The sequence below is a fragment of the Streptomyces endocoffeicus genome, assembly GCF_016741935.1.
Taxonomy (GTDB): Bacteria; Actinomycetota; Actinomycetes; order Streptomycetales; family Streptomycetaceae; genus Streptomyces; species Streptomyces endocoffeicus.
The window spans coordinates 122,803-144,118 of record NZ_JAERRG010000020.1; the positions used below are offsets into that span (position 1 = coordinate 122,803).

A 21,316-nucleotide genomic window follows, 5' to 3' on the forward strand; every position below is an offset into this window, starting at 1 on the left:
GGCCGCCTGGACGATGGCGCGGGCCGCCCGTACCGCCGAGAGAGGATCCCCGCCCATGCGACCGCATCCGTCCCCGCGTCATGCGCTGATCGCCGTGCTGGCCGCCGCCGTGCTGGCCACCGGGGCCACCGCCGCCGTCGCCGCACCGGCCGGCCCGGCCCGTGTCCAGCACGGCGCCCTGCGGCCGCTGGTCGACCTGTCCGCGCAGCGGGTGCTGGTGGCGGACGAGGTCGCCGCCGCGAAGTGGGGCACGGACAGCCCGATCGACGACCCGGCGCGGGAGCGGGAGGTGCTGGAGGCGGTGGCGCGGCAGGCCGAGGAGCTGGGCGCCGACCCGGTGGCCACATCGCGGATCTTCCGCGACCAGATCGAGGCCAGCAAGGTCGTCCAGCGCGGCCTCTACAGCCGCTGGGACGCCGACCCCGCACAGGCGCCCACCGAACGCCCCGACCTCGGCCGGGTCCGGCTGGAGATCAACCGGATCAACGGCGAACTCGTGCGCGCCATCGCGGACTCGGCGGCCGTGCGCGAGTCCCCCTCCTGCGTGGGACACCTCACGGCCGGGGCCGCCGCCGTGGTCCACGGGCGGCATCTGGACCCGCTGCACACCGTGGCGCTGGGCCGCTCGCTGCCGTCGGTGTGCGAGCGGGCGGCGCGGTAAGGCTGCTGGGCTGCGGCTGCTGTAGGGCGGCGGGTCGGGGTGTGCGGCGGATCTTTCCCCTACCCGCCCCTCCCCGAAACCGGGGGCCCGGCCCCCCGCCGGCCCCCCGCCGGGGCTCCGCCCTTGAGCCCTGCTTCTCAAGTGCCGGAGGGGCTGGATTGGCTCCCCGCCCCGGAAGGCCCCCTGGGCGCCGGGGTCTGGGGCGGAGCCTCAGTTTCGGGAAGGGGCGGGGTGGGGGAACAGCCCGCCGCAGGCGTCACCATCCGTCGGACAGGCCCTGGTCGCAGGGCGGAGCGGTTCACCCGGGGTGCGCGGTGTCCCGGTCCGCCCCTTCCGCCACCGCCCGCGCCCAGCGGTAGTCCGCCTTGCCGCTGGGGGAGCGCTGGATGCGGTCGGTGAAGACGACCGTACGGGGGATCTTGTAGCCCGCGAGCCGCTCCCGGCAGTGGTCGCGGACCGCGTCGGCGGTGAGCCCGGTCGCCTCCGTACGGGGCTGGACGACGGCCGCGACGCGATGGCCCCAGCGGGTGTCCGGAACGCCCGCCACCAGCGCGTCGTACACATCCGGATGGGCCTTCAGGGCCTGTTCGACCTCCTCCGGATAGACCTTCTCGCCCCCGGTGTTGATGCACTGGGAACCGCGCCCGAGGACGGTGATCACACCGTTCTCGTCGACGGTCGCCATGTCGCCGAGCAGCACCCAGCGCTCCCCGTCCGCCTCGAAGAACGTCTCGGCGGTCTTCTTCGGGTCGTTGTAGTAGCCGAGCGGCACATGGCCGCGCTGGGCGATCCGGCCGGGCTCACCGGGCGCGACCGGGGCGAGGGTCGCCGGGTCCACCACCGTCGTCCGGGCGTTGACGCGCAGCCGGAAGCCCTTCTCGGGGCCGGAGTCGTCGGTGGCCGTGCCGTTGAACCCGGACTCGGAGGAGCCGAAGTTGTTCAGCAGCAGGGTGTGCGGGGAGAGCTCGGCGAACTGGGCGCGTACGGTCTCCGAGAGGATCGCGCCCGAGCTGCTGACGCTGAGCAGCGAGGAGAGATCGGTGCCCTTGAGGGGGCCGGTCAGGGCGTCCACCAGGGGCCGCAGCATCGCGTCGCCGACCAGCGAGGCCGCGGTGACCTTCTCCTTCTCGATGGTCCTCAGCACCTCCTCGGGCACGAACTTCCGGTGCAGCACCACCTTCTGACCGAAGTTGAACGCGATGAAGGCCGTAAGGGTGGAGGTTCCGTGCATCAGCGGCGGGGTCGGGAAGAAGACCAGCCCCTCGCCGCCCGCGGCGACCCGCTCCGCCAGCTCCTCCGGGCGCTCGACGGGCTGGCCGGTCGGGGCGCCGCCGCCAAGGCCGGAGAAGAAGAGGTCCTCCTGCCGCCAGACCACGCCCTTGGGCATCCCGGTGGTGCCGCCGGTGTAGATGATGAAGCGGTCGTCGGCGGACCGGGCCGGGAAGCCGCGCTCGGGCGATCCGGACGCCTCGGCGTCGGTGAACGCCACGGACGGACCGGGGTCGTCCCCGGTGCCGACCCGCACCAGATGGCGCAGGGTGCCGGCGTGGGGCAGCGCGGCGGCCACCCGTTCGCCGAACTCGGCGTCGTAGACCAGCGCGGCCAGCTCCGCGTCGCGGTAGAGGTAGACCAGCTCGTCCTCGACGTAGCGGTAGTTGACGTTCACCGGCACCGCCCGGATCTTCACACAGGCCAGCGCGGTCTGGAGGTACTCCACACCGTTGCACAGATGCAGTCCGACATGCTCGCCCGGGGCGATACCGCTGTCCATCAGATGGTGGCCGAGCCGGTTGGCGGCCGCGTCCAGCTGGGCGTAGCTGAGCCGTCGCTCGGCCCCGGTGCCGGGCTGGTCGAGGTACACCAGCGCCTCTCTGTCGGGCACGGTGTCGACGATCGACTCGAACAGGTCGGCAAGGTTGTACTCCATGGCTCCTCCTGACCCCTCGATCCGGCGGCTCGGCGCTCATTAGAGCCGCGCCGGGATGAGGTGGGAAGGCCTGCGGAACAAGAAATCTGACTGAGCATCAGATTTCTCTTGAAGTCGGCCCCCGGCTGCTGCAACCTGTTCTAGGTCTCGAGACGGGAGGACGTCGTGACAAGCGGGACCGAACACCTCATCGCCGAGCGCGTCGGCGCGACCCTGGTACTCACCTTGAACCGGCCCGAAGCCAGGAACGCGCTCTCGCTGCCGATGCTGGTCGGGCTGTACGACGGCTGGACCGAGGCCGACGAGGACGACGCCGTGCGCTCCGTGGTGCTCACCGGCGCCGGCGGGGCCTTCTGCGCGGGAATGGACCTCAAGGCGCTCGCGAGCGGCGGCCGGATGGACGGACAGCACGTCCGCGACCGCCTCGCGGCCGACCCCGATCTGCACTGGAAGGCGATGCTCCGCCACCATCGGCCGCGCAAGCCGGTGATCGCCGCCGTCGAGGGCCCCTGTGTCGCGGGCGGCACCGAGATCCTCCAGGGCACCGACATCCGGGTCGCGGGCCGCGGCGCCACCTTCGGGCTCTTCGAGGTCCGGCGCGGACTGTTCCCCATCGGCGGCTCCACCGTACGGCTGGCCCGCCAACTGCCCCGTACCCACGCCCTGGAGATGCTGCTCACCGGGCGCCCCTACCCGGCCGAGGAGGCGGCGCGGATCGGGCTGATCGGCCATGTCGTCCCGGACGGCACGGCGCTGGAGAAGGCCCTGGAGCTCGCCGAGCTGATCAACGCCAACGGCCCGCTCGCCGTCGAGGCGGTCAAGGCGTCGGTCTACGAGACCGCCGAGATGACCGAGACCGACGGCCTGAAGTCCGAACTCGAGCGCGGCTGGCCCATCTTCGACACCGCCGACGCCAAGGAGGGCTCGAAAGCCTTCGCGGAGAAACGGCCGCCGGTCTACCGCCGGGCGTGACCCCCACACCTCAGGCCCGCCGCACCCACCCCGCGGCCGCGCGGAAGGAGACGCACCCCCATGACCCCGGCCCCCTCACCCGAAGTGCTCCAGGCGCCTCTGGTCGTCGAGTTCCCGTTCACCCGCTCCCTCGGCCCGGTCCAGAGCGCCTTCCTCACCGGACTGCGGACACGAACCGTGCTGGGGGTGCGCACCACCGACGGCCGGGTACTGGTGCCGCCCGTCGAATACGACCCGGTCACCGCCGACGAGCTGGCCGACCTCGTCGAGGTCGCCCCCACCGGCACCGTCACCACCTGGGCCTGGAACCCCTCGCCGCGCCGCGGCCAGCCCCTGCGCACCCCCTTCGCCTGGGTGCTGGTGCGGCTGGACGGCGCGGACACCGCCCTCCTCCACGCCCTCGACGCATCCGGCCCCGACGCCGTGCGCACCGGGATGCGGGTGCGGATCCGCTGGGCCGGGGAGCGCGAGGGCGCCATTACCGACATCGCCTGCTTCGAACCGTACGACGGCGCCGAGGGCGGCGAAGCCGTGCCGCACACGGGTACGTTCACCGATCCCGTCAGCGGCATCGTGGCCCCCGCCCGGCTCGACTACACCTACGCGCCCGGCCGCGCCCAGTCGCGCTATCTGAGGGCCCTCGCGGGCCGCGCCACGTACGGGGAGCGCTGTCCGTCCTGCCGCAAGGTGTACGTCCCGCCCCGGGGCGCCTGCCCCACCTGCGGCGTCGCCACCGAAGAGCAGGTGGAGGTCGGCCCGCGCGGCACGGTCACCACCTTCTGCATCGTCAACATCAAGGCCCGCAACCTCGACATCGAGGTGCCCTACGTGTACGCCCATATCGCCCTGGACGGCGCCGATCTGGCCCTCCACGCGCGCATCGGCGACATCCCCTACGACGAGGTGCGCATGGGGCTGCGCGTGGAGCCCGTATGGAGCGAGGACGGCCGCTACCCCGACCACTACCGCCCCACCGGCGAACCCGACGCCGACTACGACACCTACAAGGAGATGTTGTAGATGCGAGAGGTGGCCATCGTCGCCTTCGGCCAGAGCGACCACCGGCGCGACACCGCGGAGATCTCCGAGGTCGAGATGTTGATGCCGGTCCTCCACCAGGTGCTCGACGCCGTCGGACTCCGGGCGGGCGAGATCGACTTCACCTGCTCCGGCTCCTGCGACTATCTGGCGGGCCGCGCCTTCTCCTTCACCATGGCCCTCGACGGCGTCGGCGCCTGGCCGCCCATCTCGGAGTCCCATGTGGAGATGGACGGCGCCTGGGCGCTGTACGAGGCATGGACACGGCTGCTGACGGGCGAGGCCGAGACCGCGCTCGTCTACTCCTACGGCAAGTCCTCGCCCGGCGATCTGCGGGAGGTCCTCACCCGCCAGCTCGACCCGTACTACGTGGCGCCCCTGTGGCCGGACTCGGTCGCCCTCGCCGCCCTCCAGGCCCAGGCGCTGCTCGACGCGGAAGACGCCGAAGACACAGGGCGCACAGGGGGCACCGTCGCCGACGAGCGGGCGCTGGCCGGGGTCGCGGCGCGCAGCCGGACCGCCGCCGAGGACAACCCCCAAGCCCAGCTGGCCGGTTCGCCGCCGCCCGAGGCCCTTCTGGACGAGCCGTATCTGGTGCGCCCGCTGCGGCGCCACGACTGCCCGCCGGTCGGCGACGGCGCGGCCGCCGTCGTGCTCGCCGCCGGGGACACCGCGCGCCGGCTCTGCCGCCGCCCCGCCTGGATCCGCGGCATGGACCACCGGATCGAGGCGCACGGCCTCGGCGTACGGGACCTCACCCGCTCCCCGTCCAGCCGGCTCGCCGCCGAGCGCGCGGGCGCCTTCGAGGCCCCCGTCGACCTCGCCGAGCTGCATGCGCCGTTCACCTCACAGGAGCTGATCCTCCGCCGTGCGCTGCGGCTTGGGGAGGACGTACGCGTCAATCCGTCCGGCGGGGCGCTGGCCGCCAACCCCATGATGGCCGCCGGGCTGATCCGCCTCGGCGAGGCCGCCGCCGCCATCCACCGCGGCGCCGCCGACCGGGCCCTCGCCCACGCCACCTCGGGCCCCTGTCTCCAGCAGAACCTGGTGGCCGTCCTGGAAGGGGATGCCTCGTGACGAAGGAGCCGGTGGCCGTCGTCGGGATCGGCCAGACCAAGCACACCGCCGCACGCCGGGACGTCTCCATCGCCGGGCTGGTCCGGGAGGCCGCCGTAAGGGCCCTGGAGGATGCCCAGGTGACCTGGTCGGACATCGACGCCGTCGTGATCGGCAAGGCCCCCGACTTCTTCGAGGGCGTGATGATGCCCGAGCTGTACCTCGCCGACGCGCTCGGCGCGGTCGGCAAGCCGATGCTGCGCGTGCACACCGCGGGCTCGGTCGGCGGCTCCACCGCGCTGGTGGCCGCGGGCCTGGTCGCCGCCCGTGTCCACCGAACCGTCCTCACCCTCGCCTTCGAGAAGCAGTCGGAGTCCAACGCCATGTGGGGGCTGTCCCTGCCCATCCCCTTCCAGCAGCCGCTGCTGGCCGGGGCGGGCGGCTTCTTCGCCCCGCACGTCCGGGCGTACATGCGGCGCACCGGCGCGCCCTCCGGCATCGGCGCCCTCGTGGCCTACAAGGACCGCCGCAACGCCCTGCGCAACCCCTACGCGCATCTCCACGAGCACGATCTGACGCTGGACCAGGTGCGGTCGTCCCCGATGCTGTGGGACCCCATCCGCTACTCCGAGACCTGCCCCTCCTCGGACGGCGCCTGCGCCATGGTGCTCACCGACCGCGCCGGGGCGGACCGCGCCCCGTATCCGCCCGCCTGGATGCACGGCGGCGCCATGCGCAGCGAGCCGACCCTCTTCGCGGGGAAGGACTTCGTCTCGCCGAGGGCCGGCCGGGACTGCGCGGCCGATGTCTACCGCCAGGCCGGGATCACCGACCCGCGCCGGGAGATCGACGCGGTGGAGATGTATGTGCCCTTCAGCTGGTACGAACCCATGTGGCTGGAGAACCTGGGCTTCGCGGACGAGGGGGAGGGCTGGAAGCTCACCGAGTCGGGGGTGACCGAGCTCGACGGCGAACTTCCGGTCAATCCCTCGGGCGGGGTGCTGTCCACCAACCCCATCGGGGCGTCCGGCATGCTGCGGTTCGCCGAGGCCGCGCTCCAGGTGCGTGGGCGGGCGGGCGAACACCAGGTCGACGGCGCCCGTAAGGCGCTCGGCCACGCCTATGGGGGAGGCTCGCAGTTCTTCTCGATGTGGGTGGTCGCGGACACGTCACCCGCCGGGTGAGTCTCCTGCTCACTCCTCCTTTCGTGGCCTGTGCGGCACCGGCCACGATCGCTAGGGTGGGGCGCGGACGACGATGCGGGAGGATGAGCTGACGTGGCCGATACCACCACCGAACAGCCACTGACAGGAAGCGGCGAGAAGCCCGAACTCGACCTCTCGGGCGCCCGATGGCAGTCGAGCAGCCGGGGCGTGGGCGATGTGGAGATCGCCTTCGTCGAGGGATTCATCGCGATGCGCCACGGCCGCCGCCCCGAGGGCCCGGCGCTGATCTTCACCCCGGCCGAGTGGCGCGCCTTCGTCCTGGGCGCGCGTGAGGGCGAGTTCGACCTCACCTGAACCGGGGAGGCTGATCGGGGCGGGCGGATCCGGCCGGACCGGATGGCCCGCCCCGTAGTGTGTTATCGGCCAGGATCAGAAATCATCGCGGCCTCACGACCCCTTCATATCTCATGCCGAAACGTGAGCGTGACTCACGGTAACACTGGCAGGTGGCATGGGGTCTCCATGGGCGGGAACAGAATCGTCCACGCTCTATGCAGCCCCGGCCCCGGGAGGTAGTTTTCCCTCCCACCTCCCCGTTGTGCGGGGCGGAAAGTCGGCTGAAAAGGGGGTGTCGTGCGCGAATTCAGTCTCCCCCATATGGTGGAACCGCTGCGCGCGGGCGGGCTCGCGGACTCGGTGTACGAGCTGGCGGACCGCGAACCGGACAGGATCCAGCTGGCCCGGCGCGACGCCGCCGACCGCGGCCAGTGGACTCCGGTGACCGCCGCGGCCTTCCGGGACGAGGTCCTGGCGCTGGCGAAGGGCCTGCTGGCCGAGGGAGTGCGGTTCGGGGACCGGGTGGCCCTGATGGCCCGGACGCGCTACGAGTGGACGCTGTTCAGCTATGCCCTGTGGTCAGTCGGCGCCCAGGTGGTGACCGTCTACCCCACCTCCTCGGCGGAGCAGGTGGGCTGGATCCTGGCCCGGACGCGGGCCGTGGCCGTGGTGGTGGAGGGCGAGGACGACGCCATGACGGTCGGCGCCGTCTGCGACACCCTTCCCGCGCTGCGCTCCATCTGGCAGCTGGACCAGGGCTGCGTCACGGAACTGTGGCGGCGCGGCGCCGGGGTCCACGACGAACTGGTCACCGAGCGGCGCTGGCTCGTCGAACCGCGCTCGACGGCGGTCATCTGCTACACCTCGGGCACCACCGGACAGCCCCTGGGATGCATGATCACCCACGCCAATCTCGCCGCCGAGTGCGACACCCTGTTCGCGGGCTGGAGCGGGCTCTTCGCCGAGCCCGGGCAGCGGCCCGCCATCCTGGCCTTCCTCCCGCTGGCGCACATCTACGGACTGATGGTCCAAGTGCTCTGTGTGCGGAGCGGCATCCTCATGGGCCACGAACCCGAACTCAGCCCGTCCTCGCTGCTGCCGTCCCTCCAGTCCTTCCATCCGACCTGCGTCTTCGCGGTGCCCTACATCTTCGAGCGGATCCTCGGAGCCGCCCGGACCGCCGCCCAGGACGCGGGCAAGGGCTCCCTCTTCGATCGGGCCATGGACACGGCGGTGCGCTACGCCGCGGCGGTCGAGCAGCAGACACAGGGCGCGGGGAAGGGGCCGGGCCCCGGGCTCAGAGCCGCCCACGCCGTCTTCGACCATATGGTCTACCGGCGGCTGAGAGCAGTCCTGGGCGGCCGGGTGCGCTACGCGGTCACCGGCGGCTCACCGTTCAGCCGGGAGCTGGGGCTGATGTTCGCCGGTGCCGGGATCACCGTCTACAACGGCTACGGCCTTACCGAGACCACCGCCGCCGTCACCGCGCAGCCGCCCGGCCGTCCCCGGCACGGCACCGTGGGCCGCCCGATGCCGGGCACGGCGGTGCGCATCGCGCCGGACGGCGAGGTATGGGTGCGCGGCGGCACCGTCTTCGCGGGCTATGTGGACGATCCCAAGGCCACCGGGACCGCGCTGCGCGACGGCTGGCTGCACACCGGGGACATCGGATTCCTCGACGGTGAGGGCTATCTGACGATCACCGGCCGTAAGAAGGACATCATCATCACCAGCAGTGGCAAGAGCGTCTCCCCGCTCCTGCTGGAGGAGCGGCTGCGGGCGCATCCGCTGATCTCGCAGTGCGTCCTGGTGGGCGACAACCGCCCCTTCGTCGGGGCGCTGATCACTCTGGACGCCGAGATGCTGAGGCGCTGGCACCAGGTGGTCGGCGCGCGGCTCCCGGTCGGCCGGGAGCACGCGTCGGCGAACAAGGCGCTGCACGCGGAGATCCAGCAGGCGGTCTCCACGGCGAACCTCTCGGTGTCCAGGCCGGAGTCGATCAGGGCCTTCCGCATCCTCCCGAAGGAATTCACCGTGGCGGACGGGCTGCTGACGCCCTCCCTCAAACTGCGGCGCGACGCGGTCTACAGACTCTGCGCCGCGCAGATCGAGCAGCTCTACGCGAACTGAGCGGTCGAGGGGCACCACGCCGGCTGAGCGGTCGAGCGGCTTACGCCAGCTGAGCGCCGGTCAGCTGGGCCCAGGGCCGCTGCCGCCCCCCGCTGACCGCCTCGGTGCCCTGCTCGTCGTACCGGGCCGTACGCAGCGACCAGCCCAGATTGCCCGTCATCACATGCCGCATGCCGTCCACATAGCGCGCCACGGCCCGGTGGGTGTCCGGGTCGGCTCCCGCCTCGGCGAGCAGCGCGGGCAGCTCGGCCGCCGTCTCCTCGAACCAGCCGTACCGGGCATTGGCCAGGTCGGCGATATGGCGTACCGCGTCCTCCAGTTCACCACCCGCGCGCTCCCACTGGACGATGACGCTGTTGTGGACGTCGCCGACGGCCAGCTCCTTGTCCAGGGAGGCGATGTCATTGGTGAAGACCACCACATCGTCCGTAGCCTCCCGCATCCGTTCCAGCGGGAAGCCCCCGTGCAGCTCGGGCTGCAGGGTGTAGCCGCCGAACGGCTCGTTCAGATCGAGACAGGGCTGTACGCCTATGGAGTGGCGCCGCAGCGCCAGCACGTCCTCCACCGTGCGCGGCGCGTCCGCGCCGCCGGCCCCGGGCAGGGCGCCGGTCCGCTCCAGGGCCTCGCGGTGGTAGGAGTGCAGGTATTCCAGCCAGTGGTGGCGGAAGCGGTCCCGCCACACCTGAGGCCGCCCGGAGTTGATGCGGCGCCACAGGTCGCGGAAGCTCTCCAGCAGCGGCCCGTCGTCGCCGCCCGCCCTGCCGTGCGCGAGGTCCTCGTCGGTGATCCGAATGACGTCCGCCACCAGCCGCGCCACCGCCTGCGGACGGCTGCCCAGCTCCCCGTCGAACTGATCGTCGAAGACGAAGTACCAGCCCACGAGGTCACTGCCCAGGTTCAGATCGGCGCCGGTCGCCCGGGGGTAGAACAGGCCCGCCAGCACGTCGAAGCGGAGCGCGTCGTACTCCGCGACGGACGCGCGGTCCTGGAAGACGCCGAACCACGAGAGCCATTGGATGGTGTGGCCCCTGGCCGCCTCGGTGCCGGGATTGAGGTCCGCGGAGGCCGGAAAGCCGAACAGGGCCGCTCGACGCAGCAGTGCCGTCCGACGGGCGTGTGGTCGCGCAGCGTGCGTGTGCATGATCGTGTCCGCCCCCTTCGTCGTTCGGGCAACCCGAGCCCGCATATACCACAGGCGAAAGCGGTATCTGGCCAACCCGTTGAATCCGGTCATCCTCGCGTGCGGAACGTGGCATCGATAGAGGAGGTGGTGAATTGGCGTGTGCCACTGGCAATGCCCGGCGGAAATCCCCCCATGGGAGAGCTACGCAGCGTGCCATCCGCGCTACGCTCGGCGTCACCTGCCGGAGGGGAAGCAACGTGGCGGAGGACATGAGCCAACAGGACCGGACGCGTCGGACACTGCTGGAGCGGGACCGGGAGCTGCGCGCGGTGGACGCCGCGCTGACCGAACTGTGCGGTACGGATCCGGCCGACGGGGCCGAGACCCGCGGCGGCGGAGTGATCGCCTTCGAGGGGCCCGGCGGCGTCGGCAAGACCGCGCTGCTCGGCGAGGCGCGCCGTAGGGCCGCCGCCCGCGGCTGCACCGTGCTCCGGGCCCGTGGCGGCGAGCACGAACAGGGCGCGGCCTTCCATGTGGTGCGCCAGCTCTTCCAGCCGGTGCTCGCGGAGACCGGCGAGGACGAGCACCGCAGGATCCTCGGCGGCTGGTACGAGATCGTCGCGCCCGCGGTCGGCCTGGTGGTCTCGGGGCACGGCGGCGCACCCGATCCGCAGGGCGTCCGCGACGGCCTCGACTGGCTGGTGACCCGCTTCGCCGTGGAGCACGCCCCGGTCGTCATGATCCTCGACGATGTCCACTGGGCCGACCCCGAATCGCTGGACTGGCTGACCCGGTTCGCCCCGCGCACCGCCGACCTGCCCCTGCTGCTCGCCGTCGGCTACCGCCCGGAGGACCTCACCGCCGACGTCGCCGCGATAAGGACCCTGGCCGAGCGCCAGGGATCACGGCCCCATGTGCTGGCGCCGCTCACCCCGGGCGGAGTCGGCAGGATCGTCCGTGAGGTCCTCGGGGACCACGCCGACGAGGCCTTCTGCCGTGAGTGCTGGGCGATGACCGGCGGCAACCCCTGGGAGGTCACCGAGCTCACCGCCAAGATCCGCGACCGCCGGCTGAAACCGCAGTCGGAGAACCTGCCCGCGCTGCGCGAGCTGGTCTCGTCGGCCAAGGACAGCGGGCTCAACGACCGGCTGACCCGCCTTGGCACCGCCGCCGTCCGCCTCGCCTGGGCCGTCGCCGTACTCGGCATCGAGGCCACCCCGGCGCTGACCGCCAATGTCGCCGGGCTCAGCGAGACCGAGGCCGCCGACATGGTGACCCGGCTCGTCGACGCGCGGATCCTGGCCCCGCCGCGCCCCGGGAACGGCACCCGGCCGCTGGAGTACCTCCACCCGCTCATCGCCACCGCCGTCTACCAGGCCATCCCCGGCGCCCTGCGGGTGGCCATGCATGGTCAGGCCGCCACCGTGGTGCTCGGCGCGGGCCTGGGCTCCGCGGCCGCCGGCCGGCATCTGCTGGAGATGCACCCCGAGGGCGACCCCTGGGTGGTGCGCCATCTGCGGGCGGCCGCCCGGGAGTATCTGCGCGCCGGAGCCCCCGACGCCGGGCGCCGCTGTCTGGCCCGTGCCCTGCGCGAACCACCCGCCCTGGAGGAGCGCGCCGCCGTGCTGTACGAGCTCGGCTGCGCCGCCCAGCTCACCGAGCCCGACGTCACCGTCAACCATCTGCGCGCCGCGCTCGAGGAGCCCGCGCTCGGCCCCGAGCTGCGCGAGGCGATCAGCTACCGGCTCGCCCAGGCGTACGGCCACAGCGGCCGGATGGAGGAGGCCGCCCAGGTCTTCGCCGACGAGGTCGGGCGGGCCACCAGCGCCCGCACCCGGCTGCGGATGCAGACCGAGCAGCTGATGTGGAACATGTTCCGCGCCGACGAGAAGGAGTCGCCCGCCCGCTCCCGGCGGCTCGCCCGGCTCGCGGACCACCTCACCGGCCGCGGCATGGCCGAGCGCTATCTGATGGGGCTGCGCGCCTGGGACGCGATGACGCGCGGAGAGCCGGTCGCCACCGCCTTGCACTACGCGGAAGAGGCCCTCGGCGACGGCCTCAGCTGGACCGATGACGACTGGGGCTTCGAGGTGCCCATCCTGGTCGCCCTGGTCTTCCTCCACTGCGACCAGCCCGGGCGCGCCGAGGAGCTGTTCAACAAGGGCATCGCCGAATGTGAGCGCAAGGGCTGGCGCGGCTCCCACCTGGCCTTCGGCTTCACCCTCCTCGGCTATGCCCGGCTGCGCCGCGGCGCCCTCGGCGAGGCGGAGGAGCTGGCCCGTGAGGGGATGCGGATCGCCGATCTGGTGGGCTCCTCGACACCCGCCCACTGGACCGCGGTCGGCACCCTCATCGGAACGCTGATCTGCCGGGGCCGGGTCCAGGAGGCGCAGGAGTTCGCGGCCCGGCACCGCGGCGAGACCCTGCCGCAGGCCACGCTCTGCCCCGATGTCCCGGCGGTCCGCGGCGAGCTGCTCCTGGCCGCCAGTCTCCATCGCGAGGCGCGGAACCAGCTCACCGAGGTCGGCCGCCGCATGGACGGGCGCGGTATGCGCAACCCCGCCTGGTGCCCCTGGCAGCTCCACCTCGCCCAGGCCCTCGCGCTGACCGATCCCCGGCAGGCCGCCGAGGTCGCCGACGACGCGGTGCGCCGCGCCCGTCAGTTCGGCACCCACTCCGCCATCGGCAAGGCGCTGCACGTCGCCGCCACTGTCACCCAGGGGCCGGACCGGATCAAGCTGCTGGCCGAGGCCGTCAGCCATCTGATGCGGTCACCGGCCGCGTACGACCTGGCGGTCGCGCTGGTCGACCACGGCGCCGCGCTGCGCCGCATCGGCCTGCCCCAGGAGGCCGGCGACCGGCTCTACCGCGGTCTGGAGGGAGCGGTGCGCTGCGGTGCCGACGCGCTCGCGGCCCGGGCCCGCGACGAGCTGTCCGCGGCCGGGCTGCGCCCCATGCAGCTGCGTGTCGATCACACCAGCCCGCTGACCTCGCAGGAGCAGGCCGTCGCCGAGCGGGCCGCCGAGGGCTGGTCGGACGACCGGATCGGTGAGGCCACGGGGCTCGAGGAGCGCGAGGTCGCCCGGCTGCTGTCCGATGTCTACCGTAAGGTCGGCACCGACCGGGCCGGGCTGGCGAAGCGGCTGATCACCCCCACGGTCGGCCTTCCGCAGCGCCCGGCGCCCGACCCCGGATGAGGGGTGCGGCCCGGCCGCTCCCCGGCACGGCAACCGGCGTGCGGCCACGTACCATGTCCGCATGTCCTTCCTCCGCCGCCGCAGCGCCGCCACGCCCACCGGGCCGGACTTCGACGTCCTCGCCATGGACCCGGGAGACTGGCCCGGCGACCTCGGGGCGGGGCTGCTGCCCGCTCCGGACGGCACCTGCCAGGGCGTCTTCCTGCGCTACGACCTGTTCGGCGGCCGCGGCCCGGCGATGATCATCGGCAATCTGCCGGAGGGCTCCCCGGCCCGGGAGGTGGCCGAGGGCCAGCCTCCGTTCGAGGTGACCCAGCTGCTGGCGGCGCTGGGGAACGAGGAGCCGGTTCAGGTGGTGGACACCGAGGACAGCCCGGTCATGCACGAGGACAATCTGCTCATCGTCCGCCGGATCAAGCTCTCCGAGGGCCGGATCTCCTGCGCCCAGTTCGACCGCAGCGACGGTGTGCTCGTCACCATCGCCAGCTGGGACCGGCCGATCACCGACGATCTGTACCGGCTGCTCAAGCCGCTGCCCGCGGAGATGTTCCAGCAGCGCTGAGGGGCGCTTCCCAGGGGCCGTGAGACGCCCGTACGGTCGCTCACGGCCCCCGGCCGTCCGTCATACGGCGGACTGACGGCCCGTCAGGCTCACTTCCCCGAGCGCCGGACCGTCACATCGGCGGCCCGGACGAACGCCACCCGGTGCCCGAACTGGATCTGGTAGTACACGTCCTGGCCGCGCACCACCTTGTGACCGGCCGGATCGAAGGTGGTCGCCCACAGATACTCGCCCCGCACCCTGAGCCCCAGCGGATAGGACTGCCCGGCGAGCAGCTTGTACGGCAGCGGCGAGACCGCCTGCACCGGCACACCCTCCGGATACGCCTCCTGCTCCGGATAGGCGCGGCCGTACACCGGAACCTCCGCGGCCCCGGCCTTGGGCGTCACCACCAGCCCCTTGGCGCTCACCGCCGTCGGCCGCCGCTCGGGATTCTGGAACCAGGCCCGCCGGCCGAGGTACCAGATCGCCGTCCAGCCGCCCTCGTGCCCCGCGACCGCGAACTGCTGCCCGGTGGTGGCGCGGGCGCCGGTGTCATTGACCCCGGTCGTCGAGTCCGAGCCGTCCGGGCGCAGCCCGATGTCCTTGACCAGCGGGGCGTCCGCGCTCGGCGCGGTGTGCAGCCGTACCGCGGACGAGCCGTGCGGGGCGCATGCCTGGCCCGCCGTCTCGCAGTCGGTGTACACGGGACGGTTGGTGTCGTAGTCGGGGCGGATGGTGACCAGACCGCCGGAGGAGCCCGCGGTGCGCCGGAAGGGGGCGCCGAGCAGGGTGAAGTAGTGCGCCCAGTCCCAGTAGGGGCCGGGGTCGGTGTGCATGCCCTTGATGGTGGAGGCGGTGGTGCCCGGCACATTGTCATGGCCCAGGATGTGCTGGCGGTCCAGCGGGATGTCGAACCGCTTGGCGAGATAGCGCACCAGCCGCGCCGAGGAGCGGTACATCGCCTCCGTGTACCAGGCGTCCGGGGCGGTCAGGAACCCCTCGTGCTCCAGGCCGATGGACTTGGCGTTGACGTACCAGTTGCCCGCGTGCCAGGCGACGTCCTTGAGCGGCACATGCTGGGCGATATGCCCGTCGGAGGAGCGCAGGGTGTACTGCCAGGACACATACGTGGGGTCCTGGACCAGCTTGATGGTGGTGTCCCAGGAGCCCTCGGTGTCATGGATGACGATGTAGTCGATGGACTGCGAGGAGGGACGGTCGCCCAGGTCGTGGTTGCCGTAGTCGTTGTCCCCGAACTCCTCGTAGGGCGCCGGGATCCACTCGCAGGACACGTCCTTGGGGGCCTCGACCCGCGGGTCCCGCGCCCGGGACGGCAGCCCGAGCGTCCGCAGCTGCCGGGTGTCCGGGGTGACATCGGGCGCCGCGTCGAGGGAGACCCGCTCGCCGTCGGCGGTCGTCCGCGCGGCACCGCCGCGGATCACCCCGTACACCTCGTCGGCGAAGAAGGCCGCGGCGGCGGCGTCATCGGCGCCGGAGTAGGCCGCCACCGCCGCGTACCAGTCGGCGGGGTCCTCGCTCGACGGCAGCCCGAGCCGCTTCTGCGTGGCGGCCAGCAGCGCCGCGCCACCGCGCACATTGGCGCTCTCGTCGCCGCGCAGCGCCTCCGCGGACAGCCCGGTGAGGTCCGCGGCGCGGCCGAGGGTGCGCAGCCGGGCGGGCAGCTGCCGGGGCTGGGGAACGGTGGTCTTGGGGACCCTCAGCGGACGGGCCAGATCGCCGCGCGCGTCCTCGGTGCCCTGGCTGTGGTGCGGGGCGGTGAGCAGGGCGGTGTGGGCGTCGGTGAGGTGCATGGGGCCGTAGCCGCCGGTGACGCTGGGCGCGCCACCGTGGCCGTCCCAGCGCGACTGCAGATACGACACGCCCAGGAGCACGCTCAGCGGAACGCCGTACTCGGCGGCAGCGGTCGCGAAGGCGCGCCGCAGGGCGCCCTCGGTGCCGGGTCCGTCGGCCCGTCGCTGGTCGGCATGGGCGGCGGGGGTGGCGGAGACCAGCGGGAGCAGAAGGGCGGCGGACGCCGCGGCTCCCGCGGTCCGCAGTGTGGTTCTCCGGGTGGGGCCGGACGGGGTTCTGTGCGCGTCGTGGGCGCTGTCCTGTGCGGATTCTGGCATAGCAGCCTCCTCAAGCGGGCCGGTCCGAGCCGAGCCACTTAGAGATATGCGCTGCCAGGCGTGGCGTCAATCGCCGTCACCCGGACGGACGTTCGCATGTCCACCCGCCTGCGGCGCGTCACCGGTCCAGACCGGTGACGCGCCAGGCGGCCGCCACCCCGCCTCCGCTCAGCGGGTGCCGACCGCCGCCCGCACCGCGCGCCGGGCCAGCGCGCAGTCGTCGTGCAGCCGGCGCAGCAGCAGCCGCTGCTCCTCACCGGCCGGCACCGCGCCCGGCACCACGGGAGCGGGGTCGTGCATGGTGCGCTGCACCGCGGTCTCGTACTGCCGGATCTCCCGCGTCAGCACCAGCATCAGATTCACCAGGAAGGAGTCCCGCGCGGCCGGACCGGCGGCCTGCGCCAACTGGCTGATCTGGCGTCGGGTGACGGGGGCGTCGCCCAGCACCGTCCACAGCGTGGCCAGGTCATAGCCGGGCAGATACCAGCCCGCGTGGTCCCAGTCGAGGAGCACCGGGCCCGCGGGGGACAGCAGGACGTTGTTCAACAGGGCGTCGCCATGGCAGAACTGCACCGGGGTCTGCCGCCCGCAGGCGTGCGAGACGCCGCGCAGCAGCTTCTGCAGATCGCCCATGTCCCGGTCGGTCAGCAGCCCGAGCTCGTGATAGCGGGCCAGCCGGGCCGCGTAGTCGATGGGGGCGTCGAACAGATCGGCGGGCGGCCGCCACTGGTTGATCCGGCGGATCGCACCCAGCACCGCGCCCAGATCGGCACGCGGCGGGGGCTCGGTGGGGTGGCGCTGCGCGGCCGCGATCCGCCCGGGCATCCGCTCGATGACCAGCGCGCAGTTGTCCGGGTCCGCGGCGATCAGCCGGGGCACCCGCACCGGCGGGCGCTGGCGGACGAACGCCCGGTACATCGCTATTTCCCGGCGGAACCGCTCGGCCCACGCGGGGGAGTGGTCCAGCAGGCACTTGGCCACCGCCGTGCTGCGCCCGGTCGCCCCGATCAGGAGCACGGACCGTCCGCTGCGCCGCAGCACCTGCACCGGGTTGAACTCCGGACAGATGCGGTGGACCGAGGTGATCGCGGTGCGCAGCTGCGCACCCTGTGGACCGGACAAGTCGAGTCTCCCGCGGGGCGGCACGGGGCCGAGGGCGGCGGTCCGCCGGGCCCGGCCGCCGGGGGCGGGATCGAGGTACGGCCCATTGCCGGGCAGCTGCCGCCGGTACGGCCGGGGCGGGGCGGACACGGAGGACGATGCTGCGTACATGGGCGAGACAGATCCCTTCGTGTGCCGACGAATTGCGTACGCACCCGGCCCCGGGGCGGGGCCGCACCCTGGGGAATGCGGTTCGGTCGAACTCGAGCCGCCGCCGGGCCGGGTAACGCACTCCTACATCACACCCCTGTGCGGGTGGCACACCATCTGGCGGACCCTGGCGAACCCTGGCGAATAGTCGCACGGCTCGTGACGGGACCGTTACTGTCAAGTCAGCCGAGGAACCTGGGGGCTTGACGTGACGAGGGAACCCAACACCCGTCTTGCGGACCTGTTCGGCCTCGCCGGCTGGTCCAAGGGGGAGCTCGCGAGGCTCGTGAACCGGAAGGCGGCGGCCATGGGCCATCCGCAGCTGGCGACCGACACCTCGCGGGTGCGGCGTTGGATCGACACCGGCGAGACGCCGCGCGATCCCGTGCCCAAGGTGCTGGCGGCCCTGTTCACCGAGCGCCTCGGTCGAGTCGTGACCATCGAGGATCTCGGGTTCGGACGAGGGGGGCGCGCGGGAAAGGGGCAGTCCGGCGACGGGCTGCTCTGGCCGCCCGAGTCCACGGCCGCGGTCCTCACCGAATTCACGGGAATGGACCTTATGTTCAACCGACGCGGCTTGGTGGGTGCGGGTGCCGCGCTCGCCGCGGGATCCGCCATCACCGGTGCCATGAGCGACTTTCTGCTCTCCGACCCCACCCTCGCCACCGACGCGCCCCGTACCGACAATCCCCTCTCCGTCGAGCCCGTGGGCTTCGACCGCTACGAGGCCGCCCCCGTGGGCTCCCAGGAGATCGACGCCCTGGAGACCTCGGTCGAGGTCTTCCGCGCCTGGGACGCGGCCCGCGGCGGCGGGCTCCAGCGCAAGGCCGTGGTGGGCCAGCTCAACGAGGTGGGCGGCATGCTCGCCTATCGCCACCCCGAGCACCTGCAGCGCAGACTGTGGGGGGTGGCGGCCAATCTGGCCGTCCTCGCCGGCTGGATGTCCCATGACGTCGGCCTGGAGCCGACCGCCCAGAAGTACTTCGTCATCGCCGCCCACGCGGCCCGAGAGGGCGGCGATCGGCCCCGGGCGGGCGAGGCGCTCTCCCGGGCCGCCCGGCAGATGGTGCACCTCGGCCGCCCGGACGACGCCCTGGAGCTGATGAGGCTGGCCAAATCCGGTGCGGGCGAGGCGGCGCTGCCGCGCACCCGGTCCATGTTCTGCACCATCGAGGCATGGGCGCAGGCGTCCAAGGGCCAGGGCCAGGCGGTGCGGCGCGCCCTGGGCGAGGCGGAGGAGCTCTTCGTCTCGGACCGGGACGACGGACCGGCGCCGAGCTGGATGCAGCTGTTCAACGAGGCCGATCTGCACGGCATGCAGGGGCTGGTCCACCGCACCCTGGCGGAGCACGAGCCGGGGGCGGCGGGGATCGCCCAGAGCCATGCCAAGAAGGCGCTGCGGATGCGGGAGGGCGGGCGCCAGCGGTCCCAGATCTTCGACCACATCTCCATCGCCTCGGCCTGTTTCCTCGGCGACGATCCCGAGCAGGCCGACCGCTATGCCCGGATGGCGCTGCTGACGATCGAGCAGAACTCCTCGCACCGCACCTGGGACCGGCTGCGCGAGATGTACCGGCTCACCGGGCGGTACGGCACATCACCGGCGATCCGGGAGCTGCGCGAGGAGATCCAGCAGGTGATGCCGAAGGGAGGCGCGGGGAAGGGCGGCCCGGGGCTGAAAGGGGCCGGCTCCATCGCCAAGAGCGCGGCCGTCTAGCGACCGGGCCACGCCGTACGAAGGGCACGACGAGGAGCCGTACGAAGGGCAGCACGCGGGGTCAACGCCGTACGAAGGGCCGACGCCTTACGCGGGGTCAACGCCGTACGAGGGGACGCTCACCGCGTCACGCCGACGCGGGGCGCCGCTTCATGCGCGGGCGTCGGTGACCCTGGCGATCAGCACACAGGCGTCGTTCTCGCGCGGCTCGTCGCCGAACGCCTCGGCCACCGTCCGTACGCACTCCTGTGCGCCATGGGCGGCGGTCAGCCGTGGTGTGAGCGCGAGCAGCCGCTCGGTGGCGCCCTCGGTGTCCCGGGCGAGCCGTCCGGTGTGCAGCACCAGCAGATCGCCCGGCTCCAGCCGCTCCTCGCACTGGGTGTACGCGGCGCCGGCCGTGGCGCCGAGCAGTACGCCGTCGGGAGAGCGCAGCGGGCGCCCCGTCCCGTCGCGGAACAGCAGCGGGGCGGGGTGTCCGGCCTGGGCCCACGCCAGGGTGCGGGTGCGCGGGTCGTACCGCGCGCAGACGGCGCCGACCAGCGCGGGCTGGGAGGAGACGGTGAGCAGCTGGTTGAGCCGCCCCATCAGCGCGCCGGGCTCGATCCCGGCCACCGCCATGCCGCGCACGGCGCCCAGCAGCATGGCCATGCCGCAGGTGGCGGTCACACCGTGGCCGGTGAGGCCGCCGACGCTCAGCAGGGTGTGGCCATCGGGGAGTTCGAGCGCGTCGTACCAGTCGCCGCCGATCTGGGCGCTGGACTCGGAGGGGAGGTAGTGGGCGGCGAGGTCGAGGGCGGCGTCGTCGGCCGATGGACCGGCGCCCGGGAAGCCGTCACGGGCCGGGAGCCGGAGGGAGCCGCGCCACGGCGGCAGCACGGCCTCCTGCACCTCTACCGCCAGCCGGCGCTCGGTCCGGGCGATCCGCCGCTGATGGCGCAGTGTGTCCCGGCTCTCGCGCACCGCCCGCTCGCTGCGGCGCAGCTCGCTCACATCCCGGAGCACGGCCCACATGGAGGCGGTGCTGCCGTCGGTGTCCAGCACCGGCTCGCCCGCCATATGGACGGTGCGTACCACCTCGTCCTCGCGCACGACGCGGAACTCGCCGTCGATGGGCTTTCCGTCCACCAGGCAGTCCGTGACCATCCCGGTCAGGATCGGCTGGTCCTCGGAGAAGACCCAGGAGGGCAGCTCGTCGAGGGTGAGCCCGCCGTCCCCGGGGTCGCGGCCGAAGATCCGGCAGAGCTCGTCGGACCAGGTCACCTCGTCGGTGAGGAGGTTCCACTCGGCGCTGCCGACCCGGCTCAGCAGCGAACCGCGGCCGGTGGGGGCGTGACCGGCGGCCTCGCTCCGGGCCGGGGCCCCGGCCGCCGCGTCGGCCTCCGGCTCGGCGGGATCGCCGGTCTCGACGGGATCGGCCGTCTCGGCGGACTCGACCGTCTCGGGGGCCTCGGCGGACAGTCCCTCGCGCAGCTCGCCCAGATGCCGGTCCAGATCGTCCAGCTGGTGGACGGCGAGCTCGCACAGCGCGCGCTGCCAGCGCACCTGTGCGTCATCCGTGCCGCCCAGGTCCGCGACGGTGTCGCGGCGGACGGCGTCGAGCCCGCCGCGGAGCCGCTGGGTCTGCGAGATGAGGGCGTCCACCGTGTCACGCTGGGGAGGCGATGCGGCGGGATGGTCCGCGGAGCGGGGGGACGGCATGACGTTCTCCGATACGGGCGCGGCGCGGCCGGGTCTTGAGGGAGGGACCGGTAACGACTCTTGCACAGGCTGCGACGTCCCGTAAGCGGTTTGGCAATACCCGATCCGGTGGTGCTTGCGGCATATGCCGATGGCCTTCCGGGGACATGTCGGGCGGGAATCGGCGGAGGGCGCGATTCCGGGTAGGCTGCGGCGCTCGGGAGTCCCTCAGTCTCGCACCGTTCATCAGGCATACGGCGGCAGGACATCGGCAAGAATGCCGATCGACGGAAATCCCGTTGCCAGCGAACCTATCGCACCGGATGCTGACC

15 protein-coding genes are annotated in these 21,316 nt (G+C 72.8%); 10 read left to right on the forward strand and 5 right to left on the reverse strand.

Annotation, left to right across the window (positions count from 1 at the left end; translation table 11 throughout):
• Positions 1 to 55: 55 nt before the first annotated feature.
• Positions 56 to 661, forward strand: a complete 606-nt coding sequence (locus JK364_RS37200) for a chorismate mutase (RefSeq protein WP_201855804.1) — start codon at positions 56 to 58, stop codon at positions 659 to 661.
• Positions 662 to 959: 298 nt separating this feature from the next.
• On the opposite strand, the gene JK364_RS37205 is transcribed toward JK364_RS37200, so the two are convergent.
• Positions 960 to 2,588: an acyl-CoA synthetase gene (locus JK364_RS37205; RefSeq protein ID WP_201855805.1), complete on the reverse strand. Its 1,629-nt coding sequence runs from the start codon at positions 2,586 to 2,588 to the stop codon at positions 960 to 962.
• 165 nt (positions 2,589 to 2,753) lie between these two features.
• On the opposite strand from JK364_RS37205, the gene JK364_RS37210 reads away from it, so the two are divergent.
• The 6 genes from JK364_RS37210 to JK364_RS37235 all read left to right on the forward strand — a co-directional run bounded on the left by JK364_RS37210 (position 2,754) and on the right by JK364_RS37235 (position 9,286).
• The gene (locus JK364_RS37210) at positions 2,754 to 3,560 is read left to right on the forward strand and encodes a crotonase/enoyl-CoA hydratase family protein (RefSeq protein WP_201855806.1); all 807 of its coding nucleotides are present in this window, start codon (positions 2,754 to 2,756) and stop codon (positions 3,558 to 3,560) included.
• Positions 3,561 to 3,620: 60 nt separating this feature from the next.
• A complete protein-coding gene (locus tag JK364_RS37215; protein ID WP_201855807.1) occupies positions 3,621 to 4,580 on the forward strand; it encodes a Zn-ribbon domain-containing OB-fold protein in 960 nt (319 codons plus the stop codon).
• Positions 4,581 to 5,675, forward strand: coding sequence for a thiolase family protein (locus JK364_RS37220; protein ID WP_201855808.1), 1,095 nt, complete (start codon positions 4,581 to 4,583; stop codon positions 5,673 to 5,675).
• The gene (locus tag JK364_RS37225; RefSeq protein WP_201855809.1) at positions 5,672 to 6,838 is read left to right on the forward strand and encodes a thiolase family protein; all 1,167 of its coding nucleotides are present in this window, start codon (positions 5,672 to 5,674) and stop codon (positions 6,836 to 6,838) included. Before JK364_RS37220 ends, JK364_RS37225 begins: the two co-directional genes overlap by 4 nt.
• 93 nt (positions 6,839 to 6,931) lie before the next feature.
• Positions 6,932 to 7,174 (forward strand): DUF397 domain-containing protein, encoded by a 243-nt coding sequence (locus JK364_RS37230; RefSeq protein WP_201855810.1) that lies wholly within the window; start codon positions 6,932 to 6,934, stop codon positions 7,172 to 7,174.
• Between the two features lie 279 nt (positions 7,175 to 7,453).
• Complete coding sequence (locus JK364_RS37235; RefSeq protein ID WP_201855811.1) at positions 7,454 to 9,286, forward strand: AMP-dependent synthetase/ligase; 1,833 nt, start codon at positions 7,454 to 7,456, stop codon at positions 9,284 to 9,286.
• Between the two features lie 40 nt (positions 9,287 to 9,326).
• On the opposite strand, the gene JK364_RS37240 is transcribed toward JK364_RS37235, so the two are convergent.
• Positions 9,327 to 10,427 carry an isoafricanol synthase gene (locus JK364_RS37240; protein ID WP_201855812.1) on the reverse strand — a complete coding sequence of 367 codons (1,101 nt, stop codon included), beginning with the start codon at positions 10,425 to 10,427 and terminating at the stop codon, positions 9,327 to 9,329.
• Between the two features lie 251 nt (positions 10,428 to 10,678).
• Between JK364_RS37240 and JK364_RS37245 the strand changes: the two genes are divergently transcribed.
• A complete protein-coding gene (locus JK364_RS37245) occupies positions 10,679 to 13,606 on the forward strand; it encodes an ATP-binding protein (RefSeq protein ID WP_201855813.1) in 2,928 nt (975 codons plus the stop codon).
• A gap of 61 nt (positions 13,607 to 13,667) precedes the next feature.
• Positions 13,668 to 14,168: a hypothetical protein gene (locus JK364_RS37250; RefSeq protein ID WP_201855814.1), complete on the forward strand. Its 501-nt coding sequence runs from the start codon at positions 13,668 to 13,670 to the stop codon at positions 14,166 to 14,168.
• Between the two features lie 89 nt (positions 14,169 to 14,257).
• Here JK364_RS37250 and JK364_RS37255 read toward each other — a convergent pair whose 3' ends face one another.
• Both JK364_RS37255 and JK364_RS37260 read right to left on the reverse strand, forming a co-directional pair.
• Positions 14,258 to 16,279: an N-acetylmuramoyl-L-alanine amidase gene (locus JK364_RS37255; RefSeq protein WP_230993069.1), complete on the reverse strand. Its 2,022-nt coding sequence runs from the start codon at positions 16,277 to 16,279 to the stop codon at positions 14,258 to 14,260.
• Positions 16,280 to 16,447: 168 nt separating this feature from the next.
• Positions 16,448 to 17,551, reverse strand: a complete 1,104-nt coding sequence (locus JK364_RS37260; protein WP_201855815.1) for an aminoglycoside phosphotransferase family protein — start codon at positions 17,549 to 17,551, stop codon at positions 16,448 to 16,450.
• Positions 17,552 to 17,798: 247 nt separating this feature from the next.
• Here JK364_RS37260 and JK364_RS37265 point away from each other — a divergent pair, with 247 nt between their 5' ends.
• Positions 17,799 to 19,307, forward strand: coding sequence for a DNA-binding protein NsdB (locus tag JK364_RS37265; protein WP_201855816.1), 1,509 nt, complete (start codon positions 17,799 to 17,801; stop codon positions 19,305 to 19,307).
• A gap of 150 nt (positions 19,308 to 19,457) precedes the next feature.
• Here JK364_RS37265 and JK364_RS37270 read toward each other — a convergent pair whose 3' ends face one another.
• Positions 19,458 to 21,005, reverse strand: a complete 1,548-nt coding sequence (locus tag JK364_RS37270; RefSeq protein ID WP_201855817.1) for a PP2C family protein-serine/threonine phosphatase — start codon at positions 21,003 to 21,005, stop codon at positions 19,458 to 19,460.
• Positions 21,006 to 21,316: the final 311 nt, after the last annotated feature.